This window comes from Alcaligenes sp. GCM10023179 (assembly GCF_042653705.1).
Classification (GTDB): Bacteria; Pseudomonadota; Gammaproteobacteria; order Burkholderiales; family Burkholderiaceae_B; genus Alcaligenes; species Alcaligenes phenolicus.
This window is the reverse complement of the sequence record NZ_JBHSIQ010000003.1, coordinates 525,315-551,546: the sequence shown is the minus strand read 5'-3', so window position 1 is coordinate 551,546 and position 26,232 is coordinate 525,315. Positions and strand designations below refer to the sequence as shown.

Genomic DNA, 26,232 nt, shown 5'->3' with positions numbered 1-26,232 from the left:
GGGCCGCCCGGCCCTGCGCTTTCGGGAGTCGAAGCAAATGAAATACCGCAAGCTGGGCAATACAGACCTGGATGTCAGCCTGATTGGCTTGGGCACCATGACATACGGGGAACAGAACAGCGAGGCCGATGCGCACGCTCAACTGGACCTTGCTTTGGAACTGGGTGTGAATCTGGTGGATACCGCCGAGATGTACCCTGTGCCCCCTATGGCGGCTACGCAAGGTTTGACCGAGCAATATATCGGCACCTGGCTGGCTAAAACCGGCCGCCGCAAGGACATTGTTCTGGCCAGCAAAATTGCTGGCCCCCAACGTGACCCCAAACGCCCTGGTCATATCCGCAATGGCGGTACCAGCCTGGATCGCAAGAATCTGGAACAAGCCCTGCATGACAGCCTGCGTCGACTGCAAACGGACTATCTGGACCTGTATCAGCTGCACTGGCCAGATCGCAGCACGGTGACATTTGGGCAGCGCAGCTACCCGTGGAAAGAAGAAGACACTATCCCCATCGAGGAAACCTTGTCGGTACTGGATGACTTTGTGCGTCAAGGCAAGATACGTCACATAGGTGTCTCCAATGAAACGCCTTGGGGTGTTTCGCGCTTTCTGGAGCTGTCGCGCTCCCGCTCTCTGCCTTTGATTGCCACGATCCAGAACCCCTACAACCTGCTGAACCGCGTGTTTGAAGAAGGGCTGTCCGAATTCTGCCGTTATGAAGGCCTGGGTCTGCTGGCCTATTCACCTTTGGCGATGGGTGTGTTGACGGGCAAATATGACAACGGAGCTCGTCCCGAGAAAGGACGGCTGACGCTGTACGACCGTTTCACGCGCTACGATGCTCCCCGCGCTCGTGAGGCCGCGTTGGCCTACAACGAACTGGCTCGCGAATACGGTTTGACGCCTACCCAATTGGCCTTGGCCTGGGTAAACCAGCAAGCCTTTACCAGCAGCAACCTGATCGGTGCGACTACGCTGGAACAACTGCGCGAGAACATCGCCAGTGCAGATGTTCAATTAAGTGATGAGTTAGTTGCCAAGATCAACGCTATTCATCACCACACCCCGAACCCTGCGCCTTAACTGGCTTTCACCCCGCCTTGGGCCCAGGCGTCCAAGGCGGGGCACCCCTCTTTTTTCTTTCCCTACCCTGCTCTTGTGCTTGCAGTGTGCTGTTTTTTTATTTATGCTCAAAAAAAGCATAACAGTAGAGACGCGCTTCTTTCCGATCAGAAATTCATATTCCCCATTTTTTTATTCTATTTATGCTCAAAATGAGCATCAAGGATGAACATGATTCAGCATTTCCCCGTGGATGTCTGTCAGCCCGACGCCAAGGACACTTTGAGCCGTCAGATTACCTGGCATGAAGTTCCTTCCAAACTCAATCTGCAAAGCGATAAGGCCGCTTTGAAGCAAGCTCTGGCCAAGCAGTTGAAAGAGCAAGACGCCGTACTGGTGGCCCACTACTACACAGACCCGGATATTCAAGACCTGGCCTTGGAAACCGGTGGCTGCGTGGGCGACTCCTTAGAAATGGCGCGCTTTGGGCAGGAACATGAGGCCAGCACGGTCTTGGTAGCTGGCGTGGGCTTTATGGCTGAATCCGCCAAAATTCTGAGCCCTGAAAAGCGCGTACTGGCCGTACATGACGAGGCGACGTGTTCTCTGGATCTAGGTTGCGCCCCCGAGGATTTCAAGCAATTCTGTGCTGCGCATCCGGATCGGGAGGTGGTGGTGTATGCCAATACCAGCGCGGCTGTCAAAGCCCAGGCGGATTGGGTGGTGACGTCCTCCATCGCCCTGGACATCGTGCGGCATTTACATGCCCAAGGGAAAAAAATTCTGTGGGCACCGGATCGTCATTTGGGCTCTTATATCCAAAAGCAAACCGGCGCAGACATGCTGCTTTGGCAAGGCTCCTGTCTGGTCCATGACGAATTCAAGGCCGATGGCTTGAAAGCCTTGATGAGCGAGCACCCCGATGCCCAGGTGCTGGTGCATCCTGAATCACCCGCTTCTGTTGTTGCGCTGGCAGATGTGGTTGGTTCGACAACGCAGCTACTGCGCGCTGCCATCAATCGTTCTGCCGACACCTTTATCGTCGCTACCGATCAAGGAATTTTGCATGCCATGCGCCAGCAAGCGCCGAGCAAAACCTTTTTGGCCGCCCCTACCGCGGGCGAAAGTGCTACCTGCAAAAGCTGCGCCTTTTGCCCCTGGATGGCCTTGAACAGTCTGGAAGCACTGCATCAACGATTAAGTCAACCAGGCCCTGGCATTCAAGTAGATCCTGACCTGCGTGAAGGCGCCCGACGTTCTTTGCAACGCATGATGGATTTTGCTGCCGCTCAGCAGAACAATTTGCGCGTTAGTGCTGACCTGGCCGAGCACAGTCAGCAGTTCCAGCATGTAGGAGCTGCTTGATGCAATCAGGCTCGACACAGACGGAGGTGTTAATCATCGGTGCGGGGCTGGCTGGCACCAGTCTGGCTCTATCCTTGCCTTCCACCATGAAAGTGACTCTGCTCAGCAGCGCCCCCGCTCCCTGTGGGGCCAGCCCGATGGCCTTGGGAGGTCTGGCCGCCGTACTCAGTGCCCAGGACAGTCTGGAACAACACATTGAAGACACGCTGGAAGCGGGTGCTCGGCGCTCGGATAAAGAAGCGGTGCGCGGGATTTTGCAAGCCGCGCCAGAAGCGGTGCATTGGCTACTGAAAAAGCAGGTTCCTCTGGACAGAACGGAAGATGGCCAATTGCACCTGACTCGCGAGGGTGGGCACAGCCAGCGACGCATCGTACACGCGGCCGATGCCAGTGGTTACGCCATCATGCAGGCTCTCCTGCCCCAATTGACTCAAGCCTCTCATATCCAGCAGCGTACAGACTGCCTGGCATTAGACCTGCGCCGCAATAAGCAAGGCGCGGTGGCTGGCGTGGATATCTACGACAAGCACACTCGTCGCTACGAAACTATGTTGGCGGATCATGTCGTGTTGGCAACTGGTGGGCTAGGTAGCCTGTACGCGCACAGCACCAATCCCGATAGCGCCTTGGGAGAAGGCATTGCCCTGGCCTGGCGCGCTGGTGCGGCGATACGCGATCTGGAGTTTGTGCAGTTTCATCCGACCTGCTTGCATGCGGAGGGTCCCACCTTCTTGCTAACCGAAGCCTTGCGTGGTGAGGGTGGACATCTGCTGGACAAGCAAGGTCGCCGCTTCATGCCGGATTACGACGCCAGAGCGGAACTGGCTCCACGCGATATTGTGTCGCGTGCTATTGCCACACAGATGCGGCAAGAAGGTAGCAGCCATGTCTGGCTGGATGTACGCCATCTTGGTGCAGACATTTTGCAGCAGCATTTCCCGAAAGCATTGGAAGAAGGTTTGCGGCGAGGACTGGATTTACGTCAGGATTGGGTGCCGGTAGCGCCTGCCGCGCACTACAGCTGCGGAGGAATTGAAACAGACTTGTCAGGCCGCACAACGGTAGCTGGTTTGTACGCCGTGGGTGAAGTAGCCTGCACAGGTTTGCATGGGGCAAATCGATTGGCCAGCAACTCCTTGCTGGAGTGTGTCGTCATGGGGCGGGCGGCTGCCGAGGCGATTGCTGGAAGCAAGAGAATCCAGCTTTCAGCTTTGATCCCTGAGACAGGCATTGCAAATACAAGTTCGATGTCACGTTCATGTTCATACAAGAACTCCAGTTCCAGTTCCAGTTCCAGTTCCAGTTCCAGTTCCAGTTCCAGTTCCAGTTCCCAGGCTAGTGTCGGCCCGAATTGGGGTTTGAGTTTGAACGCTAGTTCGCGCTCGACCCCAAACCCAAGACCTCCCCTTATGACTGCGGTGGCAGCCAATACAGTGGAAAACATAATCAACGACAAAGGACGTCACTATGGCAAAAACAAGAGCTATAGCAACGGCAACAGTAAAAACCGCAGCCCATCCACAAACAATCCCCCCTCCCTGCCCGCCTTGCGCAACTTGATGCAAGAGCATGTCGGCCTGTTGCGCAATCGCCAGGGCCTGACCTTCGCCCTGCGCACCCTTGATGATTGGCGCGAACAGATCCGCCAACTCCCCTGCATCCAAGAACAAGCCAGTCTAAGCCTGCAACTGGACACAGCCTGGCTGCTGACCCAGGCTGCCTTGGCTCGTCCACACAGCCTGGGGGCGCATTTCAGGGTCGATTAGGTGCCTGCCCTCCATGGGATAGAATAAAAAAATCAAATCAAGAGGCACCTCAACATGCAGGAGCCCATCCGATGGAGGCAATATGCGATTACTCATGGTCGAGGACAATGAGGATTTGGGAGAGGCCATCGCCAGCCGGCTCAGCGCAGGCGGTCATAGCGTGGAGTGGGTCATGAATGGCGAGCAGGCCCTGCGCTATCTGGAAATGGATAATTGGGACGTCCTGCTCTTGGACATCATGCTGCCCGATCAGGACGGCTTCAGTATTTTGCGGCATCTACGGCGGCAAACGCCCAGCTTGCCCGTACTGGTCATGACGGCTCGCTCAGAAATCGAGGACCGTGTTTCCATGCTGGACCTGGGGGCGGACGATTATCTGGTCAAACCGTTTGATCTGCGCGAGCTGGAAGCACGGCTGCGCGCCCTGATGCGTCGCCCCGCTACCACGCAAGCAGAAATCTGGCAGTTGGGACACGTCAGTATTGATATCGCGGCGCGGCGCATCAATAGCCGGGATCAAACCGTGGAGTTCGGCCAGCGCGAATTCTGCCTGCTGGAATTGCTCCTGAGTCGTGCCGGGCAAGTCGTCACCAAGGAACGGCTGATGATGCAACTGTTCAACTTTGATGAAGACTCCAGTCCCAATGCCGTAGAGCTGCATGTCTCCCGTCTGCGGCGCAAGCTTAGCGATATTGCCATTCGCATCGACACGGTGCGTGGCACCGGCTACATGGCTAGCCTGGGCGATGTCAGCTAATGCGCCGCGCCCTATCCATCCAGCAGCGTGTGCTGGCGCTGGCGGTGTGTCTATTGGCCGCCGCCCTTTTGGCCCTGGGTCTGGCGTCACGCCAATACGCCCAGCGCGCTGCCGATTCCGCTTATGACCGGCTTCTGAAAGCCGCCGCCCTGACCATTGCCAACGCTATTCAAATTGATGAAGGCGAGCTCTCCCTGGAACTGCCCTACTCGGCCATGGCCATGCTGCCCGAACAGGAGCACATTTTTTACAGTGTGCGCTCCACCAGTGGGCTGATTTCCGGCTACCCGGACTTGGGAGAGGCCCTCCCACCCGCCAACAGTTCTGAACCCCGTTATGACACGATCAGCTATCACGACACGCCCGTGCGGGTCGCCACGATCGGACGCTTGCTGACAGGTGAGCACTCATTGGGCCGGGGCTGGATCACCATACGCGTGGCCGAAACCTTGGGAACCCGGCAGGCGCTGGCCGACGAGCTGCTGGGCCGCAGTACCTTGTCGCTAACGGGCTTGATTTTGCTGGCACTGATGATTACCAGTCTGGGAATACGCCGTGCCTTCGCCCCCTTGGCGGAATTGGAGACCGCGCTAAGGGAACGCTCTCACGACAACCTGCAGCCCATAGACACGCCAGTACCCAAGGAAATTCGCCGCCTGGTCGACACTCTGAATGCCTTCATGCAGCGTCTGCAAACCGCGGTAGGCACCCTGAACAATCTGGTCGCCGATGCGGCCCATCAGATTCGCACGCCTTTGGCGGCCGTGCACCTGCAAACCCAGCTAGCCATGGATCAGCCCGGCTCGGAGGCCGTACGCCCGCGTCTGCAACGGATTCTGAACAACACCACCCATGCTACCCATTTGCTGAACCAATTGCTGATGGATGCCACGGTCAGCCATCGTCTGGATCGCAGCACCATGCGCCCCCTGGACGTGCCCCCACTGATTCAGGAAATCCAAGGGCGTGTGGACCCGGACCGTGCGCATCGGCTGCAAGTCCACATTACTCCTTCGGCGCGGCGTGCCCAGGTCTTGGGCGACCACGTTTCACTGCGAGAAATGCTGCGCAACGTGATCGACAACGCCATGCTCTACAGCGAGGAGCACATTTCGGTACGCATCTATACCCGGCCCAGTGGCTTGGTGGTATTTGATGTTTCTGACCTGGGCCCCGGCATCAGCGACGAGGACAAAACCCGCTTGCTGGAGCGCTTTCAGCGCGGCCCCAGCAGTCAAGGTAGACCAGGCTCGGGCTTGGGGCTGTCGATCGTGCGCACAGTAGTGCAAGCGCATCAGGGAACCCTGCTCTTGCGTGATCACTCGCCGCAAGGGCTGACGGTCCGCATCGAAATCCCGGCGCTGATCCAAGGTCCCAAACCTGCAAACACCCTGCCACAGACGCTGGCGATTCTGGCCTTGGCATTGACGGGCCTGCTTGCAAACCCCGATACCACTCATGCCCAGGACAAAATCGCACGGCCTGATATGGGTATACGCAGTCATGAGTACCCGGCGCTTGCTCCCAAGCAAAAAACAGACGATCAGCCTTTGCTGGTGATCGCGGGTCCTACCGATACGGAGCTGTTTGAAGTGCTGGTCCACGACTTCCAGCAAATCCAGCCTCAGGTCAGCATTCTCTACCACGAAATGGACTCCACGGCCCTGTATCGGCATACCACGGAAGGCAGCCTGCCTGACACGGATTTGCTGATCAGCTCGGCCTCGGACTTGCAGGTGAAGCTGGCTAACGATGGCTACGCTCGCCCCTACTCGTCCAGCCTGACCAATGCCATGCCCAACTGGGCACGCTGGCGCAATGAGGTGTTCGGCTTCACACTGGAACCGGCTGTCATCGCCTACGCCCCGTCCCGTTTACCGCCCGATTTACCCGCCTCCCGCGAGGCCCTGCTCCGACTGCTGGAGCGCAATAGCGGCAGCTTGATGGGACGCGTCGGCACCTACGACATCCAGATCAGTGGCGTGGGCTATCTGTTTGCGCTCTACGACGAACGCACCTCCTCCACCTTCTGGGGGATGGCCAATGCCCTGGGGCGTGTCGGCACCCGCTTGTATGCCAATACCGGCGCCATTCTGGACGATCTGGACAATGGCACTCTGGATGTGGCCTACAACGTGCTGGGCTCTTATGCCCGAGCCCGTCAACAAGCCGGTTCGGACATTGCCATCGTCGTTCCCAGCGATTACGTCTCGGTGTTTACCCGCAGCGCCCTGATTCACAAACAGGCTCGTCGACCGGATTTGGCCGCCACTTTTATCGATTATTTGCTCTCGCCCCGCGGACAGCAAACCATCGCGGGTCCGGCTGGATTAGGCCCGCTCAATGCCATCGAAACCGGCAGCTGGTTTACAAAACCCGTTTCAAATCAATCAATTGGAATCGTTCAACCACTTATCCTGAACCCTTCCTTGCTGGTGGGTCTGGACCCCACTCGACGCCAGCGCTTTCTACAAAACTGGCGGCGTCTGGTCACGGACACGCCCACCGGACTAGGGGATGTTCCCTATCAGCAGTGACAGGATGCTGACAGCTAGTGTCAACACAATGGAATGACATTGATCCTAAAAAAGTCCCGCATCATGACGGGACTCCAAACCAAGGAGACTCGAATGTCAGCATTCACCATCCCTAGCCGCCTTAGCCTGCTAGCCCTGTCACTCAGTGCCAGCATGCTTGCCGGTCAAGCGGCCTGGGCACAAGGCGATCAAGCGCAAGCCGCCGAAAAAGAAGGCAAGGTCATCGTCTACTCAACGACCGATACCAAGGCAGCCGCTCCGCTGATTTCCGCCTTTGAAGCGGCCAACCCCAAGATCAAAGTCGAATACCACGACATGAACAGCACCGAGCTGTACAACCGCTACATCAGCGAACAAGCCTCGGGCAGCAATAGTGGTGACGTGGTCTGGAGTTCGTCCATGGATTCAGCCATGCGCCTGGCCACGGACTACGCCGCCAGCTACGCCTCCCCTGAAATTCCCTCCCTGCCCAGCTGGGCCGTTTGGGAAAACAAGGCATTTGGCACCACCTACGAGCCTACGGTGTTCATCTACAACAACCGTTTGATCAAACCCGAGGAAGTGCCCAAGACCCACGCCGAACTGGCTAAATTGGTCGAAAGCGATAAGGACCGTTTCCGCAACAAGGTCACCACCTACGACATCGAGAAATCCGCTGTGGGCTATATGCTGGCCGCTCAGGACAGCAAGAAAGGCGACAGCTACTGGGATTTCATCAAGGGCGTAGGCTCGGCCAATCTGGTTCTGCAATCGTCCACCGGCACCATGATGGAGCGCGTCAGCTCGGGTGAAAACCTGATTGGCTACAACTTGCTCGGTTCGTATGCGGAAACCCGCGCCGCCAAGGATAAAGCCATCGGCATTGTGTACCCCTCGGACTACACCCTGGTTCTGTCGCGCGTGGCCTTCATCAGCAACAAGGCACAAAACCCCAACGCTGCCCGTGTCTTCCTGGACTACATGCTGTCCAAAGACGGTCAGGACATCCTGGCCAACAAATCGGAACTGGCTTCGATTCGCTCTGACGTGGAAGGCGATAACGACGTGGACGGCCTGACCAAGAAACTGGCGGGTGTGGAACTGACCCCCATCCCGGTGGATTCGTCCCTGCTGGACTTCCTGAAACAAAAGGAACGTCTGGACTTCATCAAGCAATGGCGCGCTGCCGCCAATAAGTGAGACGCTTCGTCTTTGAATCGGGTGGCGGCCCCTGCCGCCACCCCGCCTCTTTTCCGCCTGGAATCCTTATCATGCAAGCCTTACGCCTTCGGTGGCAGGCCTGGCCGCGCCATGTCGTTGTTCTGATAACGGCATTGGCCATTTATGTGCCGCTTAGCCTGATCATCATCCAAAGCCTGCTATCCGCCCCTTTCTTCGCGGCTGACAAGTCTCTGGGGCTGGATGCCTTCCGTTTTATTTTCGACGACCCGGACTTTTACAAAGCCCTGGGTAGCGGTTTCATCATGGCCTTTGGCCTGGCCGGTATCTCGATTCCTTTAGGTGGCATTCTTGCTTTCCTGATGGTGCGTACCGATTTGCCGGGTCGTACCTGGATTGAACCGCTGATTCTGGTCCCCATTTTTGTCTCTCCCATGGTGCTGGGCTTTGGCTACATTGTTGCCGCCGGGCCTGTCGGATTTTTCTCCACCTGGACGCTGGACCTGATCGGTTTTGTGCCCTGGAACATTTATTCCTTCACCAGCATTGTCATCATTGCCGGTCTGACCCACGTTCCACACGCCTACCTGTACATTTCCTCCGCCCTGCGCAGCATGGGTTCGGACGTGGAAGAAGCCGCCCGTAGTGCCGGTGCCAGCCCTTGGCAAGTAATGCGCTCGGTCAGCCTGCCCATGGTTCGCCCGGCCATTCTCTATGCCTGCGTACTGCTGTTTTTCCTGGGCCTGGAAGTGTTTGGTCTGGTTCTGGTGCTGGGTGATCCCGAGGGCCACCTGGTCCTGGCCACCTACTTGTACAAGCTGACCAACAAGCTGGGCATCCCGTCCTATCACCTGATGGCCGCGGTTGCCGTAATTCTGATCGCCATGACCATTCCTCTGGTGATGCTGCAACGCCGTCTGATGCGTACCGCCAACCGCTTTGTAACCGTCAAGGGCAAGGCTTCCCAAGCTCGCTCGCTGCCACTGGGCCGCTGGCGCTGGGCTGCCGCCACACTGGTTGCACTGTGGCTGTTCTTTACCGTGATCGTGCCGGTTGTCGGCGTGGTGCTGCGTGCCTTTGTGTCCAACTGGGGCATTGGGGTGTCGCTGATGGACGTGCTTTCTCTGGATGCATTCAGACAAGTCTTTGGGCAAGCCAACCTGCTGCGCGCCATTCTGAACTCGATCGCGATTGGTGTGTTTGGGGGTGCCTTGGCAGTGATCTGCTACACCTTTATCGGTTTGGCCATGCACCGCAAGCCAGACGGTATCACCCGCTTCCTGGACTACAGCGTACTGGTGCCACGTGCGGTGCCCGGTCTGCTGGCCGGTCTGGCCTTCTTGTGGATGTTCCTGTTCGTGCCCATGTGGCTGGACCAGTCCCTGGAAAACGGCTGGTTGTCGGTATTGCCCATGGCGGAATGGCTGCGAGGCTCGGTCGTCGGTCCCATGCGTGCCCTGCGCAGCACCATCTTCAGTGTGTGGCTGGCCTATAGCGTGGTTTGGATGGCCTATGGCTTGCGCCTGATCTCCTCTACTCTGCTGCAAGTAGGTCCTGAACTGGAAGAAGCGGCCCGCAGTACGGGTGCCCGCCCCGGTCAGGTCACACGCCAGATCACCCTGCCTTTGGCGAAATTCGGCCTGATTGGCTCCTGGTTACTGATGTTCCTGATTTTCGAGCGGGAATACTCCACCGGCGTGTACTTGCTGACGCCGGGTACGGAAACCATTGGCTCCATGCTGGTTTCCCTGTGGGCCACCGGTGCCATCGACATTGTGGCTGCCCTGTCTTTTATTAATATCGTTCTGGTGGTCATTGGCCTGACCATCGCATTGCGCTTCGGAGTGAAACTACGATGACCGAGCTGACTGTAGACAATATCCACCTGGCCTACGACCGCAACCCCGTTTTGAAAGGGGTCTCCATGAGCCTGAACAAAGGCGAAGTGGTTTCCCTGCTGGGTGCCTCGGGCAGCGGCAAAACCACCTTGCTGCGCGCCGTTGCCGGGCTGGAACAACCATCCCAGGGCCGCATCGCCATCAATAATGACGTGCTGTACGACTCGCAGGCCCGTATCGACCTGCCCGCCGAAGCCCGCAATCTGGGCCTGGTGTTCCAATCTTACGCCTTGTGGCCACACATGACGGTGCAGGAGAACGTCGCTTACCCTTTGACGCTGCGCAAGACACCCAAAGCGGAAAGCCGCCAGAAAGTGGACGCCATTCTGGATCAGCTGGGCTTGAAAGGTCTGGGCGAACGCTACCCCAGCCAGCTGTCTGGCGGGCAACAACAACGTGTCGCCATTGCGCGTGCTCTGGTCTATAACCCTCCTGTGATCTTGCTGGACGAGCCGCTGTCCAACCTGGATGCCAAGCTGCGCGAAGAAGCCCGCGTCTTCCTGCGCGAGCTGATTGTGCAGATGGGTTTGTCGGCTTTGATGGTGACCCATGACCAGGCGGAAGCCATGGCGATTTCGGACCGAATCTTGCTGCTGAACGGTGGTGAAATCGAGCAGCAAGGTAGCCCGCAAGAGGTCTACAGCAATCCAAAGACGCTGTACACCGCCGAGTTCATGGGCTCGAACAACCGTCTGCAAGGCAAGGTGACGGAACAACGTGACCAGCAAATTCGCCTAAGTGGGCCCGGCTGGGAATTGTGGGGCCATGCCGCCGCTCCCCTGAACGCTGGCCAGCAAGCCACCGCCGTGATTCGTGTCGAACAAGTGCAGTTGAATGCACAACCCGGCCCCGATACGCTGCAACTACAACTGTCCACCAGCATGTACCTGGGCGACAAGTGGGAGCACGTTTTCCGCATGGCCGACCCGTCTGCCGGCACCTTGCGTGCTTTCGGGCCCGAGCCCCTGCCCAGTGGTGTGCATCACCTGCAATTGCCACCCTCCAAACTGTGGATTTACCCCTCCTGATCCCCAGCCCAAACCGGGAGTTGCCCCCAGCGGCTCCCGGTTTACCCTGATTGCAAACTTTTGTAAGCACAGCTACTGTAGTCGCGTCACTACAGGCGGTATGAAAGAGACCTGTTCAGTCAGGCGCCGACGGAGCAACCACCCCGGAATCTCTCAGGCAAAAGGATCGTACCAGCCCGACACTCTGGAGAGCGGCGTTTGACGCCCACCGAAGGAGCCCAGCCAGACACACAGGTTGGATAAACTCTCAGGTCACAGGACAGATGGGGTATTGCCACTACTCGGTGGTAATTCACCTGTCAGGAGCCTGTTATGTCGCATATTGCCGTCATTGGCGCCGGTATTTCCGGAATCACCACCGCCTACGCCCTCAGCCTGAAAGGCTATCAAGTTACCGTTATCGACCGCCTGCGCTACCCCGCGATGGAAACCTCCTTCGCCAACGGCGGACAGCTGTCTGCGTGCAACGCCGAAGTCTGGAACAGCCGCAGCACCATTCTCAAGGGCTTGAAGTGGATGATGCGCAAAGACGCCCCACTGCTGTTCAACCCCAAACCAAGCTGGCATAAATACAGCTGGATGGCGCAATTTGTGGGCGCGATTTCCGGTTACGAGCGCAACACCGTGGACACCGTCAAGCTGGCCATCAGCGCCCGCGAGAATCTGTACCAGTGGGCCAAGGACGAAAACATTGATTTCGACCTGGAACAGCGCGGCATTCTGCACATCTACCACACCCCCGGCGGCTTTGAGTCCGGCAAAAAAGTCAGCCAGCTGCTGCACAAAGGCGGCTTGGAACGCCGCACGGTCACCAACGAAGAAATCCACCAGATCGAACCTGCTCTGCAAGGCACCTACTACGGCGGTTTCTTTACGCCTTCGGACGCCACAGGGGATATTCATAAATACACACGCGGCTTGGCCGATGCCTGCGCCAAGCGCGGCGTGAAATTTCTGCAAGATACAGAAGTCCTGGGTATTGATTGCGGCCCACCACATCGCATCCAGTTGCGTACCGGTGAAGGCGCTGAAGCCCACACCCATACACTGTCTGTGGACTCCTTGGTAGTTTGCGCTGGCGTAGGTAGCCGTCACTTGGCCCATATGCTGGGCGACTACATCAACATCTACCCGGTCAAAGGCTATTCGATCTCCGTGTACCTGGATACGCCGGAAGCCCAACATGCCGCCCCTTGGGTCAGTTTGCTGGACGAAGAAGCCAAGATTGTGACCAGCCGTCTGGGCAAGGACCGCCTGCGTGTGGCCGGTACGGCGGAATACAACGGCGCCAACAAGGACATTCGCGCCGACCGTATCGCCCCGCTGACCAACTGGACCCGTCGCAACTTCCACGACGCGGCGACCGACCGTGTTGTACCGTGGGCTGGCTTGCGCCCCATGATGCCGGACATGATGCCGCGCGTAAAAGCAGGCAGCCGCCCTGGCGTGTACTACAACACCGGCCACGGTCACCTGGGCTGGACACTGTCAGCCGCCACCGCCCAAATCATTACCGAAGTGATTGCCCAGAACGAGCGTCAGTCCGCACCTGCTCAATTTGCCACCAGTCCGGCAGCAACTGCTGCACCCGCCGCTGCCCATAGCGCTCGTCCAGCAGATACACAAAGCCTTGATCCTGTTCATCGCGAATCACACGACCCGCGGCCTGTGTAATCTTACGTAGTCCCGGATACAGATAGGTATAGTCATAGGCCCGCCGCTCCCCAAAGAGCCGGGCCATGACTTGTTTGACGGACTCATTGGCCGGATTGAACTGCGGCAAACCCAGGGTGGCAATAAAAGCACCGATCAAGCGTTTACCGGGTAAATCCACCCCTTCTGAAAACGCCCCACCCAGCACCGCTAAACCCACTCCCTTCCCATCCAGCGTGAAGCGGTCCAGAAACTGCGTTCTTTGCAGATCGCTCATGCCCGGTTGCTGATGCCAAAGCGGCATATCCGGCCAGCGCTCCTGCAAGGCCTGACTGACCTGGTGCAGATAATCAAAGCTGCTCAAAAACAAGAGATAGTTGCCCGGCTGCTCCTGATACGCCTGCCCGACAATATCGCAAACGCCGCTCAGGCTCTGGGCCCGGTCGGCATAGCGCGTGGACAGACCGGCATATTGACGTACCCGCAACTGCTCAGCCCGATAAGGAGATGCCACGTTCAACTCTGCTGTGCTGGGCGGCAGACCCAAGACATCACGATAAAACTGCGAAGGGTTCATGGTGCCGGAGAACAGCACCACACCGTGCGCATCGCCATAGCGTTCGGCCAGAAACGGAGCAGGCACGATATTGCGCAAGTTCAGGAGCACGCCATCGCGCTGCGCCAAAATATCGAATAAGGAATGCGAGCCGAACTGGCCGGCCAGGTCCACAAAGTACAGCAGCTCGAAATAGAACTGCAGCAAGGGGCTGTCTTGCGGCATGGGATTCTCGGCCACATAAGCCCCTAAACGGGCCGCCAGATAGTCGCACTGCTCCAGCAGATCCTCCGGGATCTTTTCCAGCCCCCATTGGTCGCCGCCTTCCTCGGGTATCAAGTCCTCCATCAAGCGAGTCAAGGGGGCGAAATGACGCTTCAAGGCCGAAGGCGAGGCTTTACGCGCCATGCGCAACTGCACTTGCGAGAAAGACGCGGAATACATGGAACGGGCTCGTTCAACCAGATTGTGAGCCTCGTCCACCAGAACAGCGCTGCGCCATTGCTGGGCCAGGGTCTGGCTATACAGCACCGCATGCGTGTCGAAAAAGTAGTTGTAGTCGCCCACAATAGCGTCTGCCCAACGCAGCATTTCCTGGCTCAAATAATAGGGGCAGACCTGATGCTCGCTAGCCACTTGCTGCAAGCGCTGGCTAGTCAGCATGGGTTGTTCCAGAGCTTGCTGACGAGCAGCGGGAAGGCGATCGTAAAAACCTTCGGCCAAAGGACAGGACTGACCATGACAGGCCTTATCCGGATGGGGGCACTGCTTGTCACGGGCCACCATTTCCAGCACCCGCCACGCACCCTCGCCTTCCGGGCTTAAGCGCTGCAAGGCGTCCAGCGCCATTTGCCGACCGGAGTTCTTGGCCGTCAGATAAAACAGCTTGTCCAAACCCGCCTCTGGCATGGCCTTCAGGCCTGGAAATACGACGGCCAAGGTTTTGCCAATACCGGTGGGCGCTTGGGCTAAGAGGCACTGTGCGTCACGTTGGGCCCGGAACGCGGCCACGGCTAGCTGTCGCTGACCGGCACGAAATTGTTCATAGGGAAACTGCAACGCTGTACAAGCTTGATCGCGCGCCAGCCTGTGTTTTTGCTCCTGCCGCCCCCACTCTACATAAGCGCGGCATTGCTCCTCGAAAAAGGCCCACAGCGCTGCGCGCTCCATATACTCGGAGATGCTGGTCTCTTTGTGCTTATCCACGTGGTAATACACCACGCTAACCGTCATCCCCGGCAAATCACGCTCCTGGCACAAGATGGCGGCATAGACCTTGGCTTGTGCCTGATGCAGACGTCTATGGTGCTCGGGGATAGCATCAAAGGTCCCACGATAGGTTTTCAGCTCCTCCAGGCAGTTGCTGACAGGATCAAACCCATCGGCTCGACCACGCACCAGCAGTCCTTCCATCTCGTACGACAGGGGCACTTCGGCTTCATAGTGCTCGGGGCGACGCAGCTTTAGCTGCTGGTGGCCAAGGATACCTTCCTGTGCTGTGGTCGCAGGCGTAAAGCGCAGGTCCAGATCCCCGCTACGTACAGTAAATTCGCATAAGGCTCGTACACCTACCGTCCAGGCTTTCATGGCGATTCAGGCCGGGTCACATAGCAAACACGCGCAGGGATGGCATGTTGCTCGAAATAACTTAACCAACGCCGCTGGTTGTCTTGCAAGCGGTCTCCGGGGCCTTTTACCTCAATCAATTCATAGCTTTGCTGGGCGGGCATGAAGCGCACCAAATCCGGCAAACCGGAACGGTTGTCCCGCCAATCCTGCAAGATACGCTTGAACACCAGCTGCAAATGCTGGGCGGGGATGCAATGCAAGGCCTGATCGATCAAGGATTCGTTCAAGGCTGGCCAGATCAGCAAGGGACACTGTATGCCGCGCTTTTGCTGCCAGCGTTGCCAGATCACGGTTTTATAGTCTGCGCCATCCAGCACACTTAAAGATTGATCAAACAAGTTTTGCCTGCGCGACACAAAGTCCGGGTTCCCCCAATCGGCCGGACAGGCTTGATAAGGGTGAAAAAATGCGCCGGGCAAGGGAGCGAAAATGGCATCCCAGCTCAACAATCCCAGTAAGGCCGGAAACAAGGCGTTTTCTACGTAAAAAACCGGAGCCAAGGGACTATCCCAATGGGCCAACACCTGGGATTCGACCCGATTGCCGTCATCAAACAAAACCAGATCACTACGCTGCGTGCGGCTTGTGGGCTTAGTGGATGGCGAGCTGGGCGGAGCTTCTACCGCCAGTTTGCGACGCAGCCGGGGCAGCATACGCAGCAGCTTCTGGGTTTCACTCTCATTTTCGGGCTGCTCCCACGCCTGACAAAACAAGGACCAGGCCCCTTGATGCTTGTCCTGACGCTCCAGCACCCGCAATTGACGGTAACGGGCGCCCGGCCAGTTAGTCTGCCCATAGGCCTGCTCGGCCAACGGCCACCAATGTTGGCGCTCGGCTTGCTGGCCTAGCTGAAACAGGGTTTTCGCCTTGCGTCGTTGAAGCCAATCACTGTCGGTCTCAACAGCCTGAACAGCGGCAAAACGTTGGGCCCACAGATCTGGATCGGCCTCGTCTTGCGCATCACGCAGCTCGGACAAGGCTTCATACAGGCGCACGTCCTCATTATGTCGAAACGCCCGACTAGACTGATCCAGAATCACAGTTTCGTATCTATACAAGCCAAGATCGCTGAGCACGAACTCGGACCAGTCCTGGTAATGATTGCCAAAGAACAGCAGTTGCAAACGCTGCGCCCAATGCATGACTTGTGGTGAGAGACGAAGCGTCGGGGCTTGCAGGCCGGGATCTGCACACCACTGCGTAAAAGGCCGGGCCTGTTCGCCCTGCGTCTGGCCAATCCATTCCAGATAGTCTGACTTGCGCCCGGTGGCTGGCAGCTCGCTGAACAAGCGGCGCAGCTCGGGAACGGTATGGACAGCAAACAACGTTTCCAGATCCAGTTCAGGATCGGTTTCTATCAGCTCGCAAGCCGCCAGCTCTTGCACTGCCTCTTCCAAATTTTCGATCTCGGCATAACGCAGCTTGTCGATACGGAACACCGGGCCTTTACGCATCAGCAAGCGTACCAGCAAGGCTTGCGCAGGCTGGGAAGCATGTCCAAAACGATGGCCACATTGGACGTGTTCAGGCTCCAGCAGGTCGGAACTGGCGTGCTGTACCCACTGCAAAACCTGGTGGAAATTGTGCAGATAATAAAAAGGAGGAAGCTCGGGCGGAATCATAAGCAGGCTGTGTATATATCCAGCTACTTTAGCATTCCTTCAAGCTGAGCGCGACTCCAACAAACGCATCCAGTCGCGTAACAAGGTATTCAGATTCTGGCGCTGCGTGGCATCCAGCCCTTCCAACAAATTTTCTTCATTGGCCAAATGATCCACCACGACCGCATCCACACAGGCCAGGCCCGCAGGGCTCAAACGCACCAGAATACGGCGTGCATCTTCCGGGTCAGCAATACGTTCGATCAAGCCCTGCTTTTCCAGACCCTGCAAGCGATGCGTCATGGTGCCGGAGCTAACCATCAAGGTGGAAAACAAGGCGGTAGGCGCCAAGGTATACGGCGGGCCGGAGCGGCGCAGACTGGCCAGTACATCAAACTCGCCCAACTGCAGGCCGTGACGCCTGAAGTTTTCACTCATTTGTTTTTGGACCAGTTGAAAACAGCGTGTCATTCGGCCCAGCAAAGCCATGGCGTCCAGATTCTGCAAGTCTGGCCGCTGCTCGCGCCATTGATTGATGATCAGGTCTACCGCGTCGTGTTCTGTGCTCATGATTTCTCGATTTCGATATTTATCTTGATATTAAGATAAATCATCCCTACACTGGCATTTATCTCGACATCAAGATACTTTCATCATGAACCGACTTTCCCTTTGGCTGGTGACGGCCTTGACCGCACTAGGCCCCGCCATCTGGGGTTCCACTTACATTGTGACCACAGAAATTCTGCCCCCCGACCGCCCTTTTATCGCGGCCTTTTTGCGCTGCTTTCCCGCTGGCGTGATGCTGCTCTTGTGGAGTCGACGCATGCCTGCCCCAGGCGACTGGGGCAAGACCCTGATTCTGGCGGCCTTGAACATCGGGGCATTTCAAGCCTTGCTATTCGTTGCGGCCTACCGCCTGCCGGGTGGATTGGCTGCCGTTGTGGGTGCGGCTCAACCCTTGGTGGTGATTGGCCTGGCCTGGGCTTTGGAAGGCAAACGTCCGGTGACCATGGCCCTGGTCGCCTGCGTGATCGGTATTATCGGCATGGGTATTTTGCTGCTATCGCCAGAGAGCCAATGGGATACCTGGGGCATGGTCGCGGCCATTGTCGGGGCCCTATGCATGGCCTTGGGCACGTACCTGTCGCATCGCTGGCGCAGTGGCATGCCCATTCTGGCCTTCACGGCCTGGCAGTTGATGCTGGGTGGACTGATGCTGGCCCCTCTGGCCTTGTGGCTGGACCCACCGCTGGACAGTTCCTTGAGCGGCGTGCAAATCGGTGGCTATCTCTACCTGTGTCTGGTCGGTGCACTCCTGGCCTATACCCTGTGGTTCCGCGGGATTGCCGTTTTACCCTCTGTGGCCGTGTCTTCGCTGGGTCTGCTTAGCCCTTTGACCGCTGTAATTCTGGGGTGGCTGATTTTGGGTCAGGCCATGACAGGCTCCAGCCTGCTGGGCATTATTCTGGTGATGGGCAGTGTGCTGGCGGTGCAGTGGATCAGCAATCGTCCCGCCAAATAAGCATCTCGCGCCCATAAAAATAGCGCCCCTATTAACTATCTGGATGGGCGCGTAAGAGAGTTCACTATCTTGCTACTCCGCTAGAAGCAGCAAGATAGTGACTAATAGCGTTCTTGCAGAACTTGAGCTAAATCGGTTGCAAAGCGTTGAGCGTCTTTGGCATTCAGATTCGCAAAACTGACACGCAAGCCTTGAGCGGGGTTGCTCACCCCAAAGACTTGGCCGGATCGAACCAGCCAGCCACGTGCGGCCAAGCCTGCCAGTACCGGCTCGGCTTCCCGATCCAGCGGAATCCACAGATTGAAGCCTTCCTCGCTATCCCAAAAAGGAATGCCCTGCTTTTTCAGGGCTTGCATCAGATCGATGCGAGCCTGTACGTAAGCGGCTTGTGCAACACGAGTCTGCGCCTTGATGTCGGCATCGGTCAGCCCATGAACCACCATTTGCTGCAACAGATGGCTGACCCACTGAGCCCCCGAAGCCAGACGTTGCGACAAGCGCTCGCTGGTTTGCAGGTCTGACGCGACCAGAGCCACGCGCAAATCCGGGCCCAGGCCCTTGGACACGGAACGGATCAAGGCCCAGCGCAAATGATCGGCAGGAATCACATTTCGATAAGGGCTGCTGGCCAGCATCCAGAAGTGGTCATCAATCATCAGCAACAATTCGGGATACTGCTTCAGAATTTGCTCGATCTGCTTGGCACGGGCACGGCTTAGCGAACATCCCGTAGGGTTGTGCGCACGCGGGGTCAGAATCAAGGCGCGCAGACCATCTTCCAAAGCCGCCTCCAGCGAGGCCGGCACAATCCCTTCGCTATCAACAGCAATACCCACTGGCTTGTAGCCCAGCGTATGCACGGAGTTGATGCTGTTCAGGTAGCCGGGATCTTCAATCCCGACCTTATCGCCCGCCAGCAAAAAGGCTTGCAGCAAGCGCTCGATCGCGTCGACTGCGCCGTAACTGACGTGGTAATCGGTATCGGGGGGGGTGTCTTTATGGAACACCTGCTGACATACGGCGCGCAATTCGGGCACCAACGGGTCGGCGCCGTACAAAGCCTGGGTTTGACCGCGCACCCCAGCTATCAATTGGGTAGGTGCAGGCAAATAGCCCGGCGCCGGATTGCCACTGGCCAGATCCTGCAAGGCCGAGCTGGCCCCATGCCCTTCCCGCGCCAGCTCCCGGATCGCTTCACGAATCCGTGTACCGCGACGGCCTTGTGCATCGGCCACCCCGGCGGAGACCAGGCGCTTGTATGCCAGGGCAACCGTATTGCGGTTCAAGCCCAGTGTTTGAGCCAGTTCGCGTACCGGCGGCAAAATCTGGCCCGGAGCGATTCGCCCCAGTGCCACTTGCTGTCGGATATCATCGAAAAGTTCCTTCGCATTGCTTCCCTGGATATTCATTTTGACCTATGACATAATAGTTTATGCGCGACCCGCAGGGTCGAGTTTATCTTTTTTTTCTTCCTTACTGGTGCGCCATGTCCGAATCCGCCCCTGATCTACTTCACACCGAGCATTATCCCACCTCCACCAGTGTAGAGGCATTTCGGGAACGCATTGCCCTGGTACAACAAAGAATTGATGCCGCCTGCGTGCGCTACGGGCGTGCCGCTGGCGATGTACGTTTGCTCACCGTCAGCAAAACCTTCGGAATTGACCGCATCCGCCTGGCTTACCAGGCCGGTTGTCGCCTGCTGGGCGAGAACAAGGTGCAAGAGGCCGAAGGCAAGTACGAAGCCCTGCGCGAAGAACTACCGGATTTGGAATGGGCTGTTATTGGACACCTGCAAAGCAATAAAGCCAAGTCCGTTGCACGCTTTGCTTCTGAATTTCATGCACTGGACAAGCTCAAGACCGCAGAAGCCCTGGACCGCCGCTTGCAAATTGAAGGCCGCAGTCTGGACGTTTTCGTGCAGGTAAACACCTCCAACGAGGACAGCAAGTTCGGTTTACCCCCGGAAGAAGTCCATGCTTTTGTGCGCGAATTACCACAGTTTTCTGCTTTGAAAGTCAAAGGCCTGATGACCTTGGCCTTGATGGACGCTGACCCGGAACGGGTACGGCCTTGTTTTGCCCTGCTGCGCAATTTGCGCGATCAATTGCGCAATGACATTGCCCACGCGGAAAACATCCGTGAGCTGTCCATGGGTATGTCGGGTGACTATGAAGTCGCTATTTCCGAAGGCTCCACGATTGTGCGCGTTGGACAAGCCATTTTTGGTGCTCGCGCCACGCCCAATAACTTTTACTGGCCCGTCTCCGATACGGCAACAACATCATGAATCCACTACGCCTGATCATCCGCCAAAACGGTAAAGAAATCGGACACTTTGAGTCCAGCCCCTGCTGCCCGCCCGAGCAGTTGATTACCGTGGCTCGCCACCTGATGACGCTGCCTGACAGCGAACTGGAACTGCAACAAGCCAAAGGCGAACACCGCATTCTGGATAGCGGACCGCATGGCTTGCGCGTGCTCAGCGCACAGGTTCTGTACGAAACCGTTGATTTGCAAGCCTGGTTACAGCAAGGCAGCAAAGTTACTGCCTGAATCTGATCGGTACCCGGCCATAAGCCTGCTACCCTGATTCGGCAAAGCGGCGTACCCAAGACGCCGCAACCATAAAAAAACATACCCGGCTATTCGCCGGGTATGTTTTTTGTGTTTCAGACAACAGGAGCGAACGGAGACTTAGCGGTTCACCTGTTTGGCTGGCAAGGCGAATGCCAACAAGCAGCTCACCATCAAGCTACCGGCAAACAGCCACAGAGCGGCGCTGCCCGAACCTGTCAGATCGGTCACCCAACCAATCAGAGAGTTACTGACCAGACCGGCGATATTGGCCAGCGAGCAAGCCAGAGCAAAACCGGTCGCTGCGGCAGTGCCTTTCAGGAACGTCGCTGGCAAGCTGAAGAACACAGGCACAGCACCCATAATCACAGCCGAAGCCACGGTAAAGGCCAGAACGGTCAACCAGGCATGATGAGCCACAAAGGTACTGGCAACCAGCGCAACCGCACCGATAGTCAGCGGCACGATCAAGTGCCAACGGCGTTCACGGCAACGGTCCGAGCTGGCACCAATCATCAGCATGCCCACCACACCGGCCAGCGATGGAATCGCCGTCATCAAGCCAATCTGGAAAGGATCCTGCACACCTGCCGCACGGATAAAGGACGGCATCCAGAAGCTGATGGAGTAGGTACCCAATAGAATGGAGAAGTCGATCCCGCCCAGCATCCACACTTTCAGGTTGAAGAAACCATCTTTAAAGCTGTGCTTGACGCCCTTGCCTTCGGCATCGTCGGCAGCCAGGTCAGCAGCCAGACGAGATTTTTCATCATTACTCAGCCATTTCGCAGACTGATAGTTGTTTGGCAAGGCCCAGAAAGTCAGGAAACCGAGCAGCACGCTAGGAATCGCCTCCAAAAGGAACAGCCACTGCCAACCACGCCAACCGTTCATGTGATCAAAGTGACCAATAATCCAGCCGGACAAAGGACCACCAATCACGCTGGACAAAGGCAGGCCAATCATGAACAAGGCAATGATCTTGCCGCGTCGGTAAGTAGGAAACCAAAGGGTCAGGTAATACAACACACCTGGCAGGAAACCGGCTTCTGCCGCACCCAGCACAAAACGCAGAATGTAGAACTGCGTCGGCGAGGTGACAAACATGGTCAGGCCAGAGAGCAGACCCCAGGTGATCATGATGCGGGCAATCCACAGCTTGGCACCCACACGTTCCAGAATCAGGTTGCTAGGTACCTCAAACAGGATGTAGCCCAGAAAGAACAGGCCAGCACCCAGACCGTAGGCCGTTTCACTCCACTGCAAATGATCGAGCATCTGCAGCTTGGCAAAACCCACGTTGATGCGGTCCAGATAAGCAGCCAAATAACAAAAGCACAGAAAGGGGATCAGACGCCAGACGATCTTCTTATAGAGATCTCCGTTTCCGTCCCGACCTGCAGGCACAGCCGTGGGACTTTGGATGGATGAATGCACCTTGTATATCTCCAGATAATTATTGGTATGCCTGGTGAACCAGAAAACTGCCTAAGAACAGCGCCTGACAGAACACAGCAGGGCCCTGAACGCGTCCGCATTCCCCCCATTGGGCTGCAGACCGTTTACAGATGAAGAATGATGTATCAACGGTGACTCCCGACTGGACATGCCTGCTTTATCTATAAAGGCAGGCCAGACACAGCGGGACCCGATCAGATTGATGCGCTGAGCCCGGATCGCTCCCGGACTCAGCACCGTGCACTGCTTAGCTGGACTTCAGGTCCTGACCGTACAGGTCGTAGCCGTAAACCCAGGCCGGATCTTCTTGCGTGCGCAAGAAGGTATTGGCGTTGGAGACAGACTGAACACGAGTCGCACGCTCTTTGCGGTTGAGCTCGTACAGATCGAAAGCCGTACGGAAATCCGACAAGCCGGTCTCTTGCAAGCAGCGCGTCAACATGGCGGCATCTTCAATCGCCATGCAAGCACCTTGAGCCATGTGTGGCTTCATGGGGTGACATGCATCGCCCAACATGACCAAACGACCACGGCTCCACAAAGGCAACGGATTACGGTTACGCAATGGCCACTTGGTAATGCTTTCAGTCGATTTGATCAGATTCTGAACCGTGGAATGATAGCCTTCAAATGCGGCCAGCATCTCTTCTTGCGAGCTGTCTACGTAAGCACCCTGAAAATCCCAGGCAGGATGTGGCACGCCAGTCACAAAATAGTATTCATCACGTTTGCCAGTGGTGTAGTACACCATCATGTGACGGTCGTCTGTCCACCATTTCACACAGTCCTCGAACTCGTCGGCAAAGCGGGCCAGTTTTTCGCCACGGATCAGGGCACGGTGTGCCACCCAGCCGCTGTAAATCGGGTCTTCTACACCCAGCAGGGTTTCACGGATCTTGGAGTGGATGCCATCGGCACCAATCACAATGTCAGCCGTTACGCTGGTGCCATCGGCAAATTCCAGCAAAACGTCGTCACCACGGTCCACCAGATTTTGCAAACGCTTGCCAAAGTGCACGGTGCCCGGCTTGATGCTGTCAATTTGCAAAGCGTGCATATCGCCACGGTGCACGGTGATGTACGACGCACCGTATTCTTTCTTGGCAAATTCACCCAAAGGGATACGGGACAGGTAGTCACCCGTTTCGCCATCACGGCTGAACCAGAAATCCGGGTGCGAACCCATATCGTCCAGCGCTTTTTCCAGACCCATGCGGCGGAAGATCTTCATCACGTTGGGGCCCACGTGGATACCGGCACCCAAACGCGAGAATTCTGGCGCCTGCTCAAATACTTCTACCTCAAAGCCAGCTTGCTGCAACAGAGTCGCCGCAGCGGCTCCGCCAAGACCGGCCCCTACAATCGCAATCTTGACTGTTTTTTCCATCGTTAGCTCCAAATCACGGCACTCATCAAAAGTGCTCACCACATGTTTTTTAGTAGTGTACACACTAAGTTTAAGCATGAAAACAGGTGATTGAGCTAGGGTTTATACCTATCCAAAGGGGATTTAAACAGCCTATAAAGAAGCTTTAAACAAGCCATTAAAACAACAATATCAACAAGTTAATTAAAAAATCAAAAACAAAAACGAGCCTTGAATATCCAGACTTCAAATTTATTTAATTTTCCGATTTAACAGTGTGTAGACTCATTTATTGCGGTGCACACCCTGAAATAACAGATACTTTAAACGCGAAATAACTGATCTGGATCAGACGTGAACCGATCCTCGGGAAGGTATACTTGCTCAGTTGTTCTTTAACTGGCCTGCCCATTCCACAACAAGACAGAAAGACTATGCAGCCTACCTCCCCCGTTTCTGAGCCTCAAACCTTGTCCTACGATGTCACCGAACAAATCGGCCACCTGCTGCGCAAGGCGGGCCAGCGGCATACGGCCATCTTTCAGCATTACGTGGGCGACAGCCAACTAACTGCGATTCAGTTCGTGACGCTCTGCGCTCTGCGCGACCATGGACCCAGCTCGCAAACCGAGCTGGTCGAAGCGACGGCGGTCGACCAGGCCACCATACGGGGCATTATTCAGCGCCTGAAATCACGCAACCTGATTGAACTGGCACCGGACAAGGACGACAGACGCAAGGTCATTGTGGAGCTGACCCAGGAAGGGCTGAACCTGCTCGATCGTGTCATCCCTCGCGCCCATACCATCAGCGAACTGACCATGGGCAATCTGAACCCCGCAGAACGCGTGGCCATCGTCTATCTTCTGCGCAAAATGATAGACAGCACCCTGGATATGAGCGACAAAGAATAAGGCTGAACATCACTTGAAGAGACTATGTTTTATTCGGCCTTTAAGATATATTTAAAATACATCTTATAACTGATCTGCCATGACTCCTTTGACTGCCTCCCCCGCCTCTACCCGCCCAGAATGGCGCGCATTCCTGGAACTGGGATTTCGTCCCCTCTATCTTTTAGCCACGCTTTGGGGCGCTGCCAGCATTGCGCTCTGGCTCTATACGCCCGGATGGCTGGCCAATGCGGCCATCCCTTCCCTGTACTGGCACGCCCATGAAATGCTCTGGGCCTTTATCGGCACCATTGCCGTGGGATTTTTGCTGACTGCCAGCGCCACCTGGACGGGGCAACCCACCTTGCGTGGCCCCTCTTTAGGGGCCTTGTGTCTGATCTGGATTCTGGCGCGCTTCAGCCTGCTACTTCCCCATGGCATGATGGCGGCATTGCTGCTCGATGCCCTCTTTTTTGCCATTGCCGCAGCTGAACTGGGGCGCGTCATCCTGATCGCCCGCAACAAGCGCAATTACGGTATTCCGCTAGCCATGCTGGCTTTGGGTCTTAGCCATGCGCTGTTCATGTACAGCCTGATGCAAGGGCAAGACCCCATGCCCTACTTCTACAGTGGCTTCTGGACCATGGGCTTGATCACCTTGCTGATTGCCCGTCGCATCATCCCCTTCTTTGCCATGCGCGCCTTGCCGGGCCTGAGCCTGCCTGCTCAAACTCGTAGCGGCCATTGGCAAATGGGCTTGAGTGCCATCGCCATTGCCTTGTCGCTGAGCCCCTGGCGTTTGTCATTAGCCCTGGTTCTGGCTGCTTTGGGCTTGATCGCCTGCTTCCAGTGGGTACGCTGGAAACCCTGGGCCAGCCGCAATACGCCACTGCTGTGGATTCTGTACCTGGGCTATGCCGGTCTGGCACTGGGTCTATTAAGTGCTGCGGCATATGAAGCAGGCTGGATTCTGCGCGCAGCCTGGCCGGTACATATTGTGGGTCTGGCAGGTTTCAGCGTGATGATTATTGGCATGCTGACCCGTACTGCCCTGGGTCATTTAGGCCGCCCCTTGCGTGCCACACCCAAAGTGGTGCTGGGTTACGGTTTCCTGATTGCCGCCTGCGTCTTGCGCTTGCTGGCCCTGATCCCAAGCAGTTGGAGCCTGCCCTTGCTGCATGCGGCTGGCCTATGCTGGATTCTGGCCATGCTCAATTACCTGCATCAGTTTGCCCCCATGTTGATTCGCCCCAGATTGAACTGATCGCAGCGTCGGCGCCACACTTTAAAAAGCAAAGTCCCTGGCACCGTTTATCTTTATTTTCTGCCTGACCGTGCCTGCTTATACTAAGCAGGCACGTTGCTTGCACCCTCTGCAAGCAACGCGGGACGGATCGTTCTG

At 56.8% G+C, this 26,232-nt stretch carries 19 protein-coding genes, 1 pseudogene and 1 riboswitch; of the genes and pseudogenes, 14 read left to right on the top strand and 6 right to left on the bottom strand.

Going from position 1 to position 26,232, the window contains the following annotated elements:
* The first annotated feature begins 37 nt into the window (after positions 1-37).
* From ACFPDR_RS16420 to ACFPDR_RS16380, 9 genes are all read left to right on the top strand, one after another.
* The gene (locus ACFPDR_RS16420) at positions 38-1,084 is read left to right on the top strand and encodes an NADP(H)-dependent aldo-keto reductase (protein WP_035267880.1); all 1,047 of its coding nucleotides are present in this window, start codon (positions 38-40) and stop codon (positions 1,082-1,084) included.
* Between the two features lie 204 nt (positions 1,085-1,288).
* Positions 1,289-2,428 (top strand): quinolinate synthase NadA, encoded by a 1,140-nt coding sequence (gene nadA, locus ACFPDR_RS16415; RefSeq protein ID WP_137430969.1) that lies wholly within the window; start codon positions 1,289-1,291, stop codon positions 2,426-2,428.
* Positions 2,428-4,194, top strand: coding sequence for an L-aspartate oxidase (gene nadB / locus ACFPDR_RS16410; RefSeq protein ID WP_376911499.1), 1,767 nt, complete (start codon positions 2,428-2,430; stop codon positions 4,192-4,194). Before nadA ends, nadB begins: the two co-directional genes overlap by 1 nt.
* Before the next feature lie 82 nt (positions 4,195-4,276).
* Complete coding sequence (locus ACFPDR_RS16405) at positions 4,277-4,951, top strand: response regulator transcription factor (protein ID WP_035267896.1); 675 nt, start codon at positions 4,277-4,279, stop codon at positions 4,949-4,951.
* The gene (locus ACFPDR_RS16400; protein ID WP_376911498.1) at positions 4,951-7,488 is read left to right on the top strand and encodes an extracellular solute-binding protein; all 2,538 of its coding nucleotides are present in this window, start codon (positions 4,951-4,953) and stop codon (positions 7,486-7,488) included. Before ACFPDR_RS16405 ends, ACFPDR_RS16400 begins: the two co-directional genes overlap by 1 nt.
* A gap of 93 nt (positions 7,489-7,581) precedes the next feature.
* Entirely contained in the window at positions 7,582-8,667 is a 1,086-nt protein-coding gene (locus tag ACFPDR_RS16395; protein WP_080747931.1) for an ABC transporter substrate-binding protein, read from the top strand.
* A 71-nt stretch (positions 8,668-8,738) separates the two neighbouring features.
* Positions 8,739-10,505: an ABC transporter permease gene (locus tag ACFPDR_RS16390; protein WP_035267900.1), complete on the top strand. Its 1,767-nt coding sequence runs from the start codon at positions 8,739-8,741 to the stop codon at positions 10,503-10,505.
* The gene (locus ACFPDR_RS16385) at positions 10,502-11,572 is read left to right on the top strand and encodes an ABC transporter ATP-binding protein (RefSeq protein WP_083053668.1); all 1,071 of its coding nucleotides are present in this window, start codon (positions 10,502-10,504) and stop codon (positions 11,570-11,572) included. The genes ACFPDR_RS16390 and ACFPDR_RS16385 overlap by 4 nt, the downstream gene beginning before the upstream one ends.
* Positions 11,573-11,663: 91 nt before the next feature.
* Positions 11,664-11,751: riboswitch (glycine riboswitch) on the top strand.
* 133 nt (positions 11,752-11,884) lie between these two features.
* Complete coding sequence (locus ACFPDR_RS16380) at positions 11,885-13,246, top strand: D-amino acid dehydrogenase (RefSeq protein WP_031232121.1); 1,362 nt, start codon at positions 11,885-11,887, stop codon at positions 13,244-13,246.
* Here the strand turns inward: ACFPDR_RS16380 and ACFPDR_RS16375 are convergent.
* From ACFPDR_RS16375 to ACFPDR_RS16365, 3 genes and pseudogenes are all read right to left on the bottom strand, one after another.
* Positions 13,191-14,567: pseudogene (locus ACFPDR_RS16375) on the bottom strand (ATP-dependent DNA helicase); the annotation flags it as partial. The gene ACFPDR_RS16380 and the pseudogene ACFPDR_RS16375 overlap by 56 nt on opposite strands.
* 797 nt (positions 14,568-15,364) lie before the next feature.
* Positions 15,365-17,032 (bottom strand): VRR-NUC domain-containing protein, encoded by a 1,668-nt coding sequence (locus ACFPDR_RS16370; protein WP_376911497.1) that lies wholly within the window; start codon positions 17,030-17,032, stop codon positions 15,365-15,367.
* Positions 17,033-17,071: 39 nt separating this feature from the next.
* The gene (locus tag ACFPDR_RS16365; protein WP_376911496.1) at positions 17,072-17,581 is read right to left on the bottom strand and encodes a MarR family winged helix-turn-helix transcriptional regulator; all 510 of its coding nucleotides are present in this window, start codon (positions 17,579-17,581) and stop codon (positions 17,072-17,074) included.
* Positions 17,582-17,666: 85 nt separating this feature from the next.
* Here ACFPDR_RS16365 and ACFPDR_RS16360 point away from each other — a divergent pair, with 85 nt between their 5' ends.
* On the top strand, positions 17,667-18,536 hold the full coding sequence (locus tag ACFPDR_RS16360; protein ID WP_083053673.1) for a DMT family transporter: 870 nt from the start codon (positions 17,667-17,669) through the stop codon (positions 18,534-18,536).
* A gap of 101 nt (positions 18,537-18,637) precedes the next feature.
* On the opposite strand, the gene ACFPDR_RS16355 is transcribed toward ACFPDR_RS16360, so the two are convergent.
* The gene (locus ACFPDR_RS16355; RefSeq protein WP_035267913.1) at positions 18,638-19,945 is read right to left on the bottom strand and encodes an aminotransferase class I/II-fold pyridoxal phosphate-dependent enzyme; all 1,308 of its coding nucleotides are present in this window, start codon (positions 19,943-19,945) and stop codon (positions 18,638-18,640) included.
* A 77-nt stretch (positions 19,946-20,022) separates the two neighbouring features.
* On the opposite strand from ACFPDR_RS16355, the gene ACFPDR_RS16350 reads away from it, so the two are divergent.
* Both ACFPDR_RS16350 and ACFPDR_RS16345 read left to right on the top strand, forming a co-directional pair.
* Positions 20,023-20,826, top strand: a complete 804-nt coding sequence (locus ACFPDR_RS16350) for a YggS family pyridoxal phosphate-dependent enzyme (RefSeq protein WP_009454526.1) — start codon at positions 20,023-20,025, stop codon at positions 20,824-20,826.
* A complete protein-coding gene (locus tag ACFPDR_RS16345; RefSeq protein WP_035267915.1) occupies positions 20,823-21,092 on the top strand; it encodes a hypothetical protein in 270 nt (89 codons plus the stop codon). The genes ACFPDR_RS16350 and ACFPDR_RS16345 overlap by 4 nt, the downstream gene beginning before the upstream one ends.
* Positions 21,093-21,233: 141 nt before the next feature.
* On the opposite strand, the gene ACFPDR_RS16340 is transcribed toward ACFPDR_RS16345, so the two are convergent.
* Together ACFPDR_RS16340 and ACFPDR_RS16335 are read right to left on the bottom strand one after the other, a co-directional pair.
* Complete coding sequence (locus ACFPDR_RS16340; protein WP_060185882.1) at positions 21,234-22,550, bottom strand: MFS transporter; 1,317 nt, start codon at positions 22,548-22,550, stop codon at positions 21,234-21,236.
* A 268-nt stretch (positions 22,551-22,818) separates the two neighbouring features.
* Positions 22,819-23,958, bottom strand: coding sequence for an FAD-dependent monooxygenase (locus ACFPDR_RS16335; RefSeq protein WP_060185883.1), 1,140 nt, complete (start codon positions 23,956-23,958; stop codon positions 22,819-22,821).
* 413 nt (positions 23,959-24,371) lie between these two features.
* On the opposite strand from ACFPDR_RS16335, the gene ACFPDR_RS16330 reads away from it, so the two are divergent.
* Together ACFPDR_RS16330 and ACFPDR_RS16325 are read left to right on the top strand one after the other, a co-directional pair.
* Complete coding sequence (locus ACFPDR_RS16330) at positions 24,372-24,851, top strand: MarR family winged helix-turn-helix transcriptional regulator (protein ID WP_035267922.1); 480 nt, start codon at positions 24,372-24,374, stop codon at positions 24,849-24,851.
* A gap of 79 nt (positions 24,852-24,930) precedes the next feature.
* Positions 24,931-26,094 (top strand): NnrS family protein, encoded by a 1,164-nt coding sequence (locus tag ACFPDR_RS16325; RefSeq protein WP_257113357.1) that lies wholly within the window; start codon positions 24,931-24,933, stop codon positions 26,092-26,094.
* The last annotated feature ends 138 nt before the right edge of the window (positions 26,095-26,232 follow it).

Excerpts from the sequence above, each read along its gene's own strand:
- ACFPDR_RS16325 (WP_257113357.1), top strand. The coding sequence starts at position 24,931 with ATGACTCCTTTGACTGCCTCCCCCGCCTCTACCCGCCCAGAATGGCGC.
- ACFPDR_RS16380 (WP_031232121.1), top strand. The coding sequence starts at position 11,885 with ATGTCGCATATTGCCGTCATTGGCGCCGGTATTTCCGGAATCACCACC.
- ACFPDR_RS16330 (WP_035267922.1), top strand. The coding sequence starts at position 24,372 with ATGCAGCCTACCTCCCCCGTTTCTGAGCCTCAAACCTTGTCCTACGAT.
- ACFPDR_RS16335 (WP_060185883.1), bottom strand. The coding sequence starts at position 23,958 with ATGGAAAAAACAGTCAAGATTGCGATTGTAGGGGCCGGTCTTGGCGGA.
- ACFPDR_RS16385 (WP_083053668.1), top strand. The coding sequence starts at position 10,502 with ATGACCGAGCTGACTGTAGACAATATCCACCTGGCCTACGACCGCAAC.
- ACFPDR_RS16370 (WP_376911497.1), bottom strand. The coding sequence starts at position 17,032 with ATGATTCCGCCCGAGCTTCCTCCTTTTTATTATCTGCACAATTTCCAC.
- ACFPDR_RS16345 (WP_035267915.1), top strand. The coding sequence starts at position 20,823 with ATGAATCCACTACGCCTGATCATCCGCCAAAACGGTAAAGAAATCGGA.
- ACFPDR_RS16400 (WP_376911498.1), top strand. The coding sequence starts at position 4,951 with ATGCGCCGCGCCCTATCCATCCAGCAGCGTGTGCTGGCGCTGGCGGTG.
- ACFPDR_RS16355 (WP_035267913.1), bottom strand. The coding sequence starts at position 19,945 with ATGAATATCCAGGGAAGCAATGCGAAGGAACTTTTCGATGATATCCGA.
- nadA (WP_137430969.1), top strand. The coding sequence starts at position 1,289 with ATGAACATGATTCAGCATTTCCCCGTGGATGTCTGTCAGCCCGACGCC.
- ACFPDR_RS16350 (WP_009454526.1), top strand. The coding sequence starts at position 20,023 with ATGTCCGAATCCGCCCCTGATCTACTTCACACCGAGCATTATCCCACC.
- nadB (WP_376911499.1), top strand. The coding sequence starts at position 2,428 with ATGCAATCAGGCTCGACACAGACGGAGGTGTTAATCATCGGTGCGGGG.
- ACFPDR_RS16365 (WP_376911496.1), bottom strand. The coding sequence starts at position 17,581 with ATGAGCACAGAACACGACGCGGTAGACCTGATCATCAATCAATGGCGC.
- ACFPDR_RS16390 (WP_035267900.1), top strand. The coding sequence starts at position 8,739 with ATGCAAGCCTTACGCCTTCGGTGGCAGGCCTGGCCGCGCCATGTCGTT.
- ACFPDR_RS16395 (WP_080747931.1), top strand. The coding sequence starts at position 7,582 with ATGTCAGCATTCACCATCCCTAGCCGCCTTAGCCTGCTAGCCCTGTCA.
- ACFPDR_RS16420 (WP_035267880.1), top strand. The coding sequence starts at position 38 with ATGAAATACCGCAAGCTGGGCAATACAGACCTGGATGTCAGCCTGATT.
- ACFPDR_RS16360 (WP_083053673.1), top strand. The coding sequence starts at position 17,667 with ATGAACCGACTTTCCCTTTGGCTGGTGACGGCCTTGACCGCACTAGGC.
- ACFPDR_RS16405 (WP_035267896.1), top strand. The coding sequence starts at position 4,277 with ATGCGATTACTCATGGTCGAGGACAATGAGGATTTGGGAGAGGCCATC.